The organism is Ureaplasma ceti (assembly GCF_040369755.1).
GTDB classification, from domain to species: domain Bacteria; phylum Bacillota_I; class Bacilli_A; order Mycoplasmatales; family Mycoplasmoidaceae; genus Ureaplasma; species Ureaplasma ceti.
In genome coordinates, this window is the sequence record NZ_BAABQM010000003.1 from 130574 (window position 1) to 143974 (window position 13401).

The window sequence follows — 13401 nt, forward strand, 5'->3', positions numbered from 1 at the left end:
CTAATAATTATTCTTTTAAGTGTTGCAATTGGAATTTTTTTAATTTTTTGTGGGATTTATTACTTGTACAATAGTTCGCAAGTAATTAGGTGGATTGGTAAAAACGAAAGGTCCAAACCTTGAAAAATTGTTGTCTCCAAAACCTTAATTGGAGTTATCGTGGGCGCCCTCTGTTTCATTTTAATAAAGTTACAGTTTACGCTTCATTTTGAAGGCATCATCATCTTCTACATACCCATATTTTTAGTTATGGGTTTATTGTTTAGTAACTTCTCAGTTTTGGTTGCTATCTTAACGTTAATTTGTTACTTAGTACCTATGCAAATCACTCATGCGATTTCAGGAACTAACCATCTAAACAGTTTAGCCATTCTCTTCCCGTTTGTCATTCTCGTTATCGGGATGATTTGGGTCATCGTGATCTGTTTATTTAAAATGCGTACCAAAATTTTAATTAACTTGGTCAGCATCTTAATTTATGTAGCTCTATCCATTCTCGTTGCATTCTTAATGATGCACGAACAAGCCTTGGCCGTCTTATCGATTGAGCTATGTATTAACGGGCTGCTTATTTTAGCGTTCTACATCCTGATGATTACTGTATCCAATGTTACTAAAAACATTAAGACTCTTTCTAGATCAGTCTTGTACGAAAAAGACTACTTCTTGAATTCCATTAAAGCAAAAGAAATTATTCAACAAAAGTTAAAACAAGAAAACTTTAACTTAGGCTTAATGGTAGTCTTCGGATTTGCCAATGTGGATAAATTACCGCAAAAGTTGGGTAACTACTCATCCAACTTCATTATCAAGAAGTTGTTAGAAAAAATTGTGAAATCTTTTCAAGATAAAGAAGTCATCTTTTATATGACCAAAGAAAACCAGTATGCTTGTTTCTTCTTTTTAAAAGAATTAGATTTAACCAAACTAAATTTAATCTATCAAGGTAATAACTTGAGTAAACGGATGAATTCCGATCCCTTCTTTGATATTTATAAAAAATTGCAAGATATTCCCAACGAAGTTGTGTATAACGATACCAGTGAAAAAATTAAGTTAAACACTAGTGGTGCCATTTATGGTGTCCATAGTTGTCAATTAGAACATTTAGAATCGTTATGTATTAATACAAAAAATACTGTGTTGTATAACACCAAGAAAAATATCTTACAAATTTATAACCCCAACACGGTTATGATTGCCAACAAGAAATATACAGAAATCAAAAGTTTAAACAAATACTTTGGTCAAAATGATTTCGAAATCAATTTAAAAGTGAATAAGTACATTCACTTTAACAAAAAGATAACACTACAACCTTTGGTTTCTTCCGTGAACCACTTACTTTTTAATTTTGAAAGTATTGCTGATTATGCTAAAGAACATAAGATTTACGAAATCACGATGCGTTTCTTGGCAATGCAATGTTTACAAGAGTTTGTTAAAAACCCTAAGAATAAGAAAAATAAAATTATTATTCCGTACTGCTGACAAACTTTAGTTAATCCAAACTTTAACGTGAGTTGATTTATTAAAAAAATTAGAAGTTTAAACATCAACCCCGCTAATGTTATCTTAAGAATTAACTTAGATGATGTTCATAATTTAAATTACGGAATCTTTGACAAGTTGAAAGAGTTACAAACTTACGAAATCAATTTCTACTGGTACAACTTTGATGAAACCAATCTCAAATTGTTAAAGTTTATTAAGCCAGATTTAGTCAGTTTAAAACCATACCGTGATGTTAACTTGAAACAAGATAGTGTCCAAATCGATCTTTATTACAAAACGTTAATCGATTTCTTACAAGAACAAGCAATCGAAATAGTGAAAGAATATTAATTTAACAATTACTGAACCGAAATTAAATAAATATTTATATAACTATTTATGTAAAATTTATTTCGTATCAGAGGAGAGAGATCTAATTAATTATGAAAATCACTAAACAAAAAGTGAATCAAACTAGTCAGTTGATTCAACGTTACTATGATTCTAAAAACGTATTAGCTATTCAAAGATTATTAAAAAGAAATCCGATTGACTTAATTAATGAATCGCTTCAAGAAATAAATGATATCGAAACTACCTTGTTCATCTTAATGGCTGTAAGTGGCACTAAAACCAGTGCACTATTTAGATGTTTACCTGACCAAATGCAAGGTGATTTGATTCGTGAATCAAGTAACCAACAATTAAAAGTTATCCTAAAAAACCTCTATCCTGATGAATTATTAGATATCGCTAACGGTAATAAACAAGACTTTAAAAAGATTTTGTTATGCTTAACTTCTAAGCAAAGAAAATTAGTTAAAGAAATTGCTCACTTTGATAACGATGAAGCCGGTTCTATTATGAACCCCGACTACATCGCCTTCAACGAAAGTTGATCAATTAAAGATTGTTTAGCTATCTTTAGAAAAAATTACGACCATATTGAAGGCAACAACACCTTCTTTGTTACTAGTTCTAACAAAATCTTGTTAGGCTCAGTCAATATTCAGGACTTAATTTTTTCTGAAAATTATTCAGCATCTGTCTCAAGTTTAATGGACCAATCGATTATTTCGGTTTATCCTAACGATGACATTGAAAATGTTATCGACATCTTCCAAGACTATAACTTTGATACTTTAGCGGTTGTTAATGACGACAACCAATTAATCGGGGTCATCACCGATAATGACATCTTACCAGCTATCGATGATGAAACAACTGAAGACATTTATCATATGTATGGGATTCAAAAATTAGAAGAATCTTACATCAAGTCTAGCGTTTGAAAAATTGTTAAATCTAGATTGTTCTGAGTTGTTATTTTAATGATTTCTGCCACTTTAACCTCAATCGTTATTAACCGGTTCCAAGATTTAGGGGACACAGTTACGGCCGGGTTATCTTCAGCGGTGTTAGTACCTATTATTCCCGTTATTACCGGGACGTCAGGAAATACCGGGTCCCAAGCTGTAGCTTCAGTTATTCGGGCCCTAGCGGTTGGCGAGGTCACCCCAAAAGAATACAGACGGGTAATTTGAAAAGAATTTAAAGTTGGGTTTGTGTTAGGGTTCATTTTAGCAATTGTCAATATTGCCAGATTAGCCATTTACTTTGCAATCCCAGCCTTTAGACCGGATTTAAGCGGCGTACACTTCATGCATAACCAACACTTAACCATTACTAATCCTTATGTAGTGGCTATTATTGCGTCAGTTGCTTCTTCAATCGCTTTATGAATTGCAGTTGTTCTTTCTAAATGTTTAGGATCAGTCTTGCCTTTAATTGCAACTAAATTAAAGATTGACCCAACAGTTATGTCTGCACCATTAATTTCTACAACCCTAGACGTTTGTAGTACATCAATTTTATTCGGTGTGGGTATCGGTATCTTATTATGTATTATTAGTTAATGTTTTAACTAAAGCTAAAAGAAAACTTCTAGAATTGCTTCTAGAAGTTTTTTTGTATCTTAAAAGAATTATTTGTTAATTTTTGTTAAGTAGTATTCTTTTACTTCTTCAACAAAACCAGCAAATTTTTCTTGGTCTGGTTTAGCACAACCGTGGAAGAATAATTGACCACAGTAGTTAGCTTTTAAACGTTTGAAAACGCTTGATAAGTTGTTTAAGTATTCAGGTGCAGTTCAGCCAAAACCTTCATCTTTAGTGTAAGTTGTTTGTGGTGAACCAGTAGTTACTACTGTGTAGAAGTTAATACCTTCTAAATTGAAGTTACCAACTCTTCAAACTTCTGCCATGTAACGTGATAAGTTTCATGGTAAGTTAAATCAGTTAATTGTGAATAATAAAATTACGTTATCGAATTGTTTAATGAATTCTTGTTCTTTCACAGTTTCGTAAGGAACAGTTCCATCTAACTTTACTGCTGTAACGTTAGGTAATTCTTTTAACATGTTAAATAATTGAATTGTGTGGATTGATTCTCCAGGACAAATTCTTGAGTATAAAACTAATGTTTTTTGCATTGTTAAAACCTCTTAATGATTCTTTTGTTGTTTAGGGCGTGTTTTAATGTTTCGTTGTCTGCATAATCTACAGAACTGTTTAAGGGAAGACCAAAACCAATTCTGTATATCTTAATATTAACGTGTTCTAGTAAATTTAAGATATAAGCTGCTGTCATTTCACCATCTTGTGTGAAATTAGTAGCGACAATAATTTCGTCAATCCGACGGTCATTTTGTACTCTATCTAATAAATTATCAATGTTAATATCTTTGGCTAAGATATTTTTCTTCATAGATAATTCACCGTGTGTAACGTGGTATAACCCGTTGTAGTTACCACTTTCTTCAATCCTGTCTAATTCTTCAATTGACGCTACGACACAAATTTGGTTTTTGTCACGTAGAGGGTTCAGACAAATATCACAACGTGTGTTATTAGATAAGTTGCCACAAATTTCACATAAATGTAAGTTTTGTTTGGCCGCTTGGATTCGTGTAATGAAGTCTTCTAAATACTTCTCATCTTGGTTTAGGATGAAGTAAGCTCACTTCTTTGCGTTCTTAGTACCGACCCCGGGTAGTGAATGAAAGGCATCCACTAAATGTTCAAATTCTTGGGGTTTTCTCATGAACTAAATTAAACCGTTTAAGCTTGGTGCTACTTTTCTTGCAATTTCGTCTTTTTTAGCTTGAGTGTCGTGAATGGCTTTGTTTGTAGCCGCAATAATTAAATCTTGCAATGTATCTGGGTCTTCAGGGTCAATAATATCTTTGTTGATTTGTAAATCAACAATTTCTAAGCTACCTTTAATTTTTAAAGTCACGTAATTTTGGTAACTGTATTCAAATTCAGTTTCGTCAAATTCGTCCATTTTTCTTTTTAAAGTTGCTTGCATTCTTTGTGCTTCTTGCATCATTTTTTGAATATTCATAATAATATCCTCTCTATTATTTTTCTCTAATAAATCCTAAAATATTTTCAATGTCTTGTTTTACTTCAGCATCTGATTTACTTCTAATGGTGCTGATTAAATCAAGAGAGACATCTGCAAAGTCTTCCCCTTTTACTTCTCTAAAGGTATTAGTTCAGTCTCTTGCAGTTTTTTTATCCAAAGCATAAACAATGTTGTCAGTTCCGTTTAATAATTTATCCCTAATTTGGTCGTAGTTACTTCTTTGTCAGAATAAACTATTAAACTTATTAGCCTCGTTCTTAAAATCATATAACAATATTGCGCCGTTTGTTGAAGCAATCAAAATCTTATCCGCTTCTGATAAACATTTGTCTAATTCATTGTCAAAATCTGACATGTTTTTTAAAGTCTCTAACCGAGCATTAATCGCTTCTTTATATTTTGCTTTATGGTTTTTGGCGATTTGGTTAAAGATTTGTTGTCAGTCGTAATGAGGAACTAATTCTACTTGTGGTTTTGCCGCTGCAGCCATTTGTTTTAGTTCAGCCTTATTTAAGTAAACGTTTACTACTTTAGCATTTTTATCGATAAGGTGGTTTGAGTCACGTTTATCGTCAAATCTTAATTCAAAATCATCTATTGGAGCTGCTGGTGTAGCCGTTGTTACTGCAGCATATTTTTGGGTTACAGTAACTGTTTTAAAGGTTTCATCTAAATCAAAATTATTAGACGTTGGATTTGTCATCGGCTTAAACACTGGTGATGGAGTTAAGTCCATTGGTTGCATCTCAACGTTTGACGTCGGCTTTTCTAACACTGGTTGAACTACTACTTTTGTACGAGGTTTGCTTGGAGTAATAGGTGTAGATGGCGCCACCGGTTTTACTACTGTAGGTGTTGGATTTGTAGTAACTGCAGTTGGTGCTCAACCGTTTAAGACTAACTTTAATAAATAAATTTCTAAACTAAATTGAGGGTTTGAACTTTTCTTCAACTCTTCATACACCTTGTTTAAAGCTTCTACTAGTGGGAATGCAACATCAACACTTACGGTTAATTTATCTAAATCTGTAACAGTTAAAACTTTCAATAAGTTTTCGTCATGTGTTTTTTCAAACACCACTTTATCTAATAAGAACTTAGTTAAATCAGTCACTAATGCTAAGCAATCTAAGTTTTCTTGTTTTAAGTGATCAATAAACTCAATGACAAAGCGTTCATCTTTGTTAATCAGCGCATTAATTAGTTCAATTTTTTTATCGATGTCTAATAAACCGAAGACGTTGTTAATTGCTTTTAAAGTAATGTTATTTGAGCTATAAGTGGCTAATTGGTTCAAGATTGACAAGCAATCTCTCGCTCCACCATCACTTAATAAAGCGATTTTGTTTACCGCTTCTTTACTGATTTTGATACTTTCTTTTTTACACACATCTGTCACTAACGTTTTTAGTTCAGATAATGTGAGTTTGTGGAAATCATATCTTTGACAACGACTAATAATTGTCATAGGAATTTTATGAAATTCAGTTGTTGCAAAAATAAAGATAACGTGTGCTGGTGGCTCTTCAATGGTTTTTAATAAAGCATTTCATGCACTTGTTGATAACATGTGCGCTTCATCAATAATATAAACTTTATATTTTAATTGAGTGGGTAAATAATTGACTGTGTCAATAATTGAACGAATTTCGTTCACACCGTTATTTGATGCAGCATCTAGTTCTAAGATGTCCATGCACTTACCTTCATTGATAGCTAAGCAGTTAGCACATTCGTTACAACAGTTACCATCCACTGGCTGTAAACAGTTCACCGCTTTAGAAAAAATCTTAGCGATAGATGTTTTACCTGTTCCACGAGTACCGCAAAAAATGTAAGCGTGGTTTATATTCGCGTTGGCAATTGATAATTTTAGAGTTTGGACAACAAAACTTTGACCAATGACTTGGTCAAAGTTCTGTGGACGATATTTTCTGTATAAAGCAATTTGAGACATGAATCAACCTCTGTTAATAAATATCTCTATTATATGCTAATAAGCGAGCTTATTTATCTTCATTCGGTGTATACGTGTCGTCGTAATCTAATAATTTTTGTGTTTCAAAATTAATCTCTTCTCGACTAAACTCTGGCAAGTTATAGTTTAAGGTATCATCACACAATTCATGACATAAACAACCCTTGTGATAATGGATTTTTACCCGTTTATTTCTGTGAGAGTGGTCATCATGGTTTGGTAATAAGTTGAAGTATCATTCGTGAATTTGTTGTACCCGATTAATTTCTCCAAAGACTTTACGGTCCTTGTTGTTCATCGTATCATCTTTCATGTTAGTTAAGTTACTTAAGACTAAGGAGTCGTTAAAGTAGGCGTTTCTTTTCGCTAACTCAGCATCAAAGTCGATTAACGGTACTTGTTCGATGTTTCTGACAATTTCTCTTTTTGGTAAATTAATTTTTAACACCTTAAGAATTCATTTTCAGTTTAACAACTTTTTGAAAATGAAGTTACTTAATTTATATGATCATCTTTGTAGCAACTTTAACGGAATTAAAATTTTTCTTCAGACAGTCATAAATTTAGATTTTTTAAATTCTTGTCATCTGACAAATCATTTTGCAGGCGTTACAGAAACATTTTCACTGTAATACTTAATTCTGTATTCGTTACATGTCTTACCAAATAAATAAGCTGCTCTAATGGCAGTAATTGATGTGAAGACGAAGAACGGAATCGCAAAGCCTTGAATTCCCATTAATGGAATTTCACAGTATCCGAAAGCTAATACAGATATCATGACTGCAGTATGAATTAAAGCAGATGTTAAGAATGAACGTGACTTCTTTGTAAATAAAGAAGTAATTTGCGTCAATAATGTATCTAGCAATAAGACAATGTTATATAAAACAATGTATAAAATTGCTGTTGCATAGAATGGTGGGTACACTTCTGGTGTCGCGTGTCAACATTGGTAACCTCAGAATAGGGGTCATAATGAAGCTGAACATGAAGTATAGTAACCATATAAAGTTGTATTGACTCAGTATAGTTCACTGAAAATTTGGTTTTGTTTATCCACTGGCAAACTCTTAATAGCTGGCGCCACATGGTCTCAGTATTTTGCTTCGTGAATTCATTGTGGATAAGTTGGAATTGCCCCATGACCCCAACACTTTCACGTATATTCGAACATGTGTAATTGAGCTGCTGATGCAGAGTCTCATGGGTTGTATAAGTGTTCAACAGCAAAGATTCTTAAGTTTTCCATATTGCTAATGTATAACTTCATAACTTCTGGTAATACTGAGAACCAAATGATTGGTGCTATTAAATTTAAGAATAAACAAATGATAATGAAGGAGACAAACGGCTTCACATCACTAAAGTCATAGTTAATTGGGTTTTTCACCGTTGAGTATTTTAAGGTATTAGTAATACCATTTAAGAATCACGGTAACATGAAAATCATGTTGAACCAAATAACCTTGGCTAAGATTAGGTTTAATGGCAAGGTATGCGATACCCGCACCGAAACGATAGATAAGATTAAAACAATAATTGATTTAATACCTAATCTTCATCCTACGATTAAACCAGTTTTGTAAGTAGTCTTTAATAAGAAAAGAACATCATCTCATTTAAACTTTAATTCTCTGATACGGTAACGGTTTGAACCAGTCATCACCACAATTAAAATCATAATTAAAGCTACTACGTTGGCTAAGTCATAAGCTACACCCACACCAGTGGCATTACCTTTTGTACAGAAAGCCGCAATCGCTACCATACCTGTACCGACAATGTTGTGAGCTAAGACTAACGCTGAAGCTGCTAAGTTACCTTTATTTTTAAAGACAACTAAAATAGCTACGGAAGTTCAAGAGTTTAAGATAATTGCCGGTAGAGTAGTTCAAATATAATGGTAGGTTTCTATTTTCACCAGTACCATATTTGGTCTACCACAGTTATACCAAGCATATGTATAAGTTAAACCGACACTGACGGCCGTCATTAACGCACCAACAATTAAGTTCAGTAAGAATTGGGCCGCAATTAAACCAGCCTCATTAATAAACCCTTGGTCTTTATTCCGCGTCTGGGTCAGTTTTACTAAGGCGAGTACCATCGCCATCGCCATCGCAAAACCCATATTATTAAATACTACTTGGAAGGAACTTAATAGTCCTACCGCGATAACTACTTCACCACCGCTTTTGGGAATAGAAGCAGAAATCAAACACATAATGATTGGGAAAAACCCTGAGAAAAAGGAAGCAACTAAAAAGAACCAACCATCCCGAATCATTTTTTTGAAGAAACTTGCATTAATCGTTTTACTAAAAGTTTCTGAAAAGGTTCTTTTCACGGAAGCGTTCACCGTTGTTCTTCTCACATCTGTGGATGTCATCGCAAACCGCTTACGTTTTCTTTTACTGTCAATGTTCGTTGGATCGTCTTTATCTAATTCCTTGGAATTAATTTCGTTATCCCGAACTATTTCGTTAATATTCTGTGTATCGAAGTTCTGGAATGATGAACCGGACACACTATCTACATTATTAGTCACTGAATTATTATGCCGCATTTCGTTAGTTTATAGATGCATACTCCTTTACTATAAGTTAGCGTATACCGCTTTAAATGGTGTACCTACTGTATAAGAATTATCTAATTCAATAATTCCTGGTTTGTTATCATTTGCAATTTTTAATTCTCTAGCACTGCATAACATGCCGTGTGATTCTAAAGACATTAATTTGCCATCAGCAATGAAAGCGCCGCTTGGCATAAATGTACCAACAGTTGCGCAAACTGTTCTTAAACCAGCTCTGGCGTTAATTGCTCCACACACAATTTGTGTTTTGCCTAAGTCAGCACCTAAGTCTACTTTACATTTGTGTAAGTGTGTACCTTCCACATCTTCGCATTCTAAAATTTCTGCTACAACAAAGTTTGGTGTACAGAATGCACGTAAATCTAAATTAGTTCTTGTTTGAATGAAATTTAAAATTTCTTCAGTCGGATAAATTAATCCGTTATCTAATGCCATAGTTTTTGAAACATTAAAAATGTTCACTCCTACCATGTCGTCATTATTAAATAAAACCACGAAGTCGTCGTGGTTTTCTACACGTGTTACTTCTTTATTACTCAAAGTAATTAACATTGCATCTTGCAATGATAATTGATTATAAAAAATTGTCATATTATACCCTTATTTGATTTAAGTACCGATATTATATAATAATTATTATATATATTTTACGTATAAAGGAACATCAGCATGAACAAAAAAATCGCTTTCTTACTAGATACAGGTTCATCATATAAATTACACGAATCTGATTGTTTTATCGTTCCAATCGTTATCAACGTCAAAGAAGAAAATGAAGAAAAATCTTACTATGACGAAGAAACAATTACTAGACAAGAACTTGTTCACTTTTTAGAACAAAAAAGAAAAGTTTCTACTTCTAAACCAGTGCTTGGCATGATTATGGATAAGCTAGACGAATTGTTAGAAACTTACGATATGGTTATTTCTATTCCGCTATCTAAAGGTTTATCAAGCACTTATGACACTTGATTAACTTTACAAAAAGAATACGGTGAACACCGTTTATTAGTTGCTGATGCCAACACCATGTCAGTCAGTGGTAACTGATTAGTCCAAGAACTAAAACAACATTTAGCAACAGTAGACCAATTCGACCAAGATGATTTAGACGAATTGACTGACTCTATTAAACAAAGAACTTGTGGTGCCGTTATCGTGACTGATTTAAGTCAGTTAATCGCCGGCGGCCGTTTAAAAGGTATCAAAGGTTTATTAGCTAGAGTCTTAAAACTAAACTTAATCATCCAATACAAAGGTGTTTTAGACTTTAAAGATAAAGACAAGAGTTTAGAATCTGCTATTAAGAAAACTTTAGACATTATCGATAGTGAAAACCACTTTAGAACTAAAGGTATTAAAAGAATCAGCATCTTTGCTGATTTAAAAGATCCTAAAGCTAACGAAACTTACACTAAATTAGCCCAAGAATTAATTAATACAGATGTTCCTTACAGCGAAGGTTTATTACCAGGTTGTGTCATTATGCACACCGGTGTAGACACTTTCAGTATTTTAATTGAAGCTAATGCATAAAACAAAAAGTATGGTTTACGCCATACTTTTTTTCTTTAACAAAATGTCTTAAATAACCATTTTTTTATAATTATGTGAATAAAGTGTAGAAAAGCGGACGTCTGTTTTGCTAATTTAGAAAACAAAGCATAAAATTTTATAGTATAAGTGTAAAACTATGTTATTTACATAATAGAAATGAGGAGACCATGAATTTTAAAAAAAGTAGCATGCAAAAATGCATCAATAATTACAGAAACAATATTGACCCTAACACATTAAGTCAACTAAATTTCCAAGAAGTAGAAAATGCCTTTGTTGAAGATTTATTAATGAATGTCGAAGTCACTTATGCCACTACTGACTTATGACAAAATGATCCTACAGATGTCAGAAAGCATCCGTTCAACATGTGTTTTTACACTACTAAATTTAATGCTCCTAGAAACTTTAGTTTTGTGAAATATAGCGAATCACAAGACTTAGCCGAAAACTACAATACTTTCAGAACTTTAGTGGAATACTTAAAACAAATGAGAACTGATTTTAATAAGTATGTTCCTGAAGAAAATAATGAATTCTTTGATTACTTGTGTTCTTTAAAAGAAGACCAAGGTGCAGACGAAGAAGATGAAATCGATTTATGAAAAATTTATTACATCATTGTAGAAGATGATTTTACTGATCCTTTAACTAAGAGTGTCTCTAAAAAATTAAGACAAAAATTTAGTGAATACTTAGAAGCAGAAGGTCTACAAGACATCTTCGAAGTGGTCATCAAAGAAGAAGCAGAATTAGTAACTGAAGCTACTAACTTAAAAGATGGTAACTCATTATCAGTTAGCAAAGATTACATTGTTATCGACCGTCCTTTTAACTATTTAAAGAGTCCTAGAGTTGCCGGCAAAGTCATCCAATCTATGGTTTGCAATGTAAAAGCTTCGTCTATCAAAAGGTTATGAGAAGAATACAATAACGAATTATTAGGCTTAAACTTAAGATATTTTGTTAAGCAAAAGAAAGTAGATGACCCAATTTTAGCAACAATCAAAGATGAACCAGATTTATTCTGATTTAAAAACAACGGTTTAGTTATTCTTTGCGAAAACTACAATGTGGATGAAGATAAAGTTGAATTAACTAACTTCTCAATCGTTAACGGTGGTCAAACCACTTACACTATCGGAAATTCTAAATTAATTGACGAAGATTATGATTTAACCATCGTTTCTAAAATCATTGCTATCGAAGGTTTAAACAGTAAATTCATTGATAACGACGCTTTAAACTTAGTAAACGATTTAGCTAACGCAACAAACCAACAAAAACCAATTAAAGATAAAGATTTAATTGCTAACCTAAGTGAAATCAAAGAATTAAAGCAATGTTTTGCCAATGACAACGAATTCCCAATGTTCTTGGAATCAAGACGTGGAGAATGAAACTTATCGAAATCTAAATCTGATAAATTTAAAAAGAAATGAAAGAAAATTGAATCAGAAAAAATCTTACAAATTTACAGTGCCTACGATGAAATTGATTTTGGTGGTTCAAAGCAAAAAGCCAAGTTATACAAAGATAAAGATTTAGTTCGTGAACAATTCGCAAACATAAACCGTAACCACGTTGTTTATCGTGATTTGGCTTTATTAACTAACTTAATTGCAGCTATTCCCGCTTCTAAATACAAAACAACGCTTTCTAAGAACGCTTTCGACTTCTTAAAGTGTGGTAACTTCGTATTGTGTTCACTTATTAAGTTATTATTTGTAAGCTACAACATGGCTCTAACTAGAGATGAAAATATCAGAGATAAATTAATCGAATTAAAACGCTTTATCGCTTCTGATGGGGATAAATTAAAACAAGCTAACAAAACAGCTGTGAAAGAATTTATTACCGAAGAATTCAATAAATTAAACGTTAATAAGTTATTAACTAATGAAATCTTGTTAACTAAAGAAGTGGAATCAACTTTTAAAAAGTTATACATTGATTTCATCTCAGAATTAACAGAACAAATCAAATTAACTGATGAAGACGAAACAGTAAGCGCTTTAAGTTTTGTAAAAGTAACTGGTAACTTCTACAAATATATCTTTAGTTACTTTGTGGATAAGTACATTAAGAGAATCGATTTATATTCAGAAGAAACTATGAAAGATTCTAAATTATACGACTTATTAAAATGTGCTGGTAAAATCTTTGCTTTTAAAAAAGTTAAATAATTCTATCTATTAGAAAACAAAACACTGGATGTACAGTGGGAACCGATTATGGGACACTAATTGGTTTTAAATTTTAACACAAGAACTAAACTCAATTGGCGAAAGTCAGTTGAGTTTTTTCTGTATACGTTTGTTATTGTAATAATTAATGTATTTAT

At 32.4% G+C, this 13401-nt stretch carries 10 protein-coding genes; 4 read left to right on the plus strand and 6 right to left on the minus strand.

Annotated elements, in window-relative coordinates; translation table 4 throughout:
* Positions 1-249: 249 nt before the first annotated feature.
* Together ABWU82_RS02855 and mgtE are read left to right on the plus strand one after the other, a co-directional pair.
* Positions 250-1845 carry a hypothetical protein gene (locus ABWU82_RS02855; RefSeq protein WP_353289993.1) on the plus strand — a complete coding sequence of 532 codons (1596 nt, stop codon included), beginning with the start codon at positions 250-252 and terminating at the stop codon, positions 1843-1845.
* A gap of 92 nt (positions 1846-1937) precedes the next feature.
* Positions 1938-3410 carry a magnesium transporter gene (mgtE, locus tag ABWU82_RS02860; protein WP_353289994.1) on the plus strand — a complete coding sequence of 491 codons (1473 nt, stop codon included), beginning with the start codon at positions 1938-1940 and terminating at the stop codon, positions 3408-3410.
* A 68-nt stretch (positions 3411-3478) separates the two neighbouring features.
* Here the strand turns inward: mgtE and ABWU82_RS02865 are convergent, their stop codons facing one another.
* Genes ABWU82_RS02865 through ytpR form a run of 6 tightly spaced genes read right to left on the minus strand, consistent with a single transcriptional unit; the run spans position 3479 to position 10091 of the window.
* Complete coding sequence (locus tag ABWU82_RS02865; RefSeq protein ID WP_353289995.1) at positions 3479-3985, minus strand: NAD(P)H-dependent oxidoreductase; 507 nt, start codon at positions 3983-3985, stop codon at positions 3479-3481.
* Positions 3986-3987: 2 nt separating this feature from the next.
* Positions 3988-4596, minus strand: coding sequence for a recombination mediator RecR (gene recR, locus ABWU82_RS02870; protein WP_353289996.1), 609 nt, complete (start codon positions 4594-4596; stop codon positions 3988-3990).
* Positions 4597-4599: 3 nt separating this feature from the next.
* The gene (locus tag ABWU82_RS02875) at positions 4600-4899 is read right to left on the minus strand and encodes a YbaB/EbfC family nucleoid-associated protein (RefSeq protein WP_353289997.1); all 300 of its coding nucleotides are present in this window, start codon (positions 4897-4899) and stop codon (positions 4600-4602) included.
* Positions 4900-4915: 16 nt separating this feature from the next.
* Positions 4916-6880: a DNA polymerase III subunit gamma/tau gene (dnaX, locus tag ABWU82_RS02880; RefSeq protein WP_353289998.1), complete on the minus strand. Its 1965-nt coding sequence runs from the start codon at positions 6878-6880 to the stop codon at positions 4916-4918.
* Positions 6881-6929: 49 nt separating this feature from the next.
* Positions 6930-9470 (minus strand): hypothetical protein, encoded by a 2541-nt coding sequence (locus ABWU82_RS02885; protein ID WP_353289999.1) that lies wholly within the window; start codon positions 9468-9470, stop codon positions 6930-6932.
* A gap of 30 nt (positions 9471-9500) precedes the next feature.
* Positions 9501-10091 carry a YtpR family tRNA-binding protein gene (gene ytpR / locus ABWU82_RS02890; RefSeq protein WP_353290000.1) on the minus strand — a complete coding sequence of 197 codons (591 nt, stop codon included), beginning with the start codon at positions 10089-10091 and terminating at the stop codon, positions 9501-9503.
* Between the two features lie 78 nt (positions 10092-10169).
* On the opposite strand from ytpR, the gene ABWU82_RS02895 reads away from it, so the two are divergent.
* Both ABWU82_RS02895 and ABWU82_RS02900 read left to right on the plus strand, forming a co-directional pair.
* Complete coding sequence (locus ABWU82_RS02895; RefSeq protein ID WP_353290001.1) at positions 10170-11036, plus strand: DegV family protein; 867 nt, start codon at positions 10170-10172, stop codon at positions 11034-11036.
* Positions 11037-11224: 188 nt separating this feature from the next.
* Positions 11225-13243 (plus strand): AIPR family protein, encoded by a 2019-nt coding sequence (locus ABWU82_RS02900; protein ID WP_353290002.1) that lies wholly within the window; start codon positions 11225-11227, stop codon positions 13241-13243.
* Positions 13244-13401: the final 158 nt, after the last annotated feature.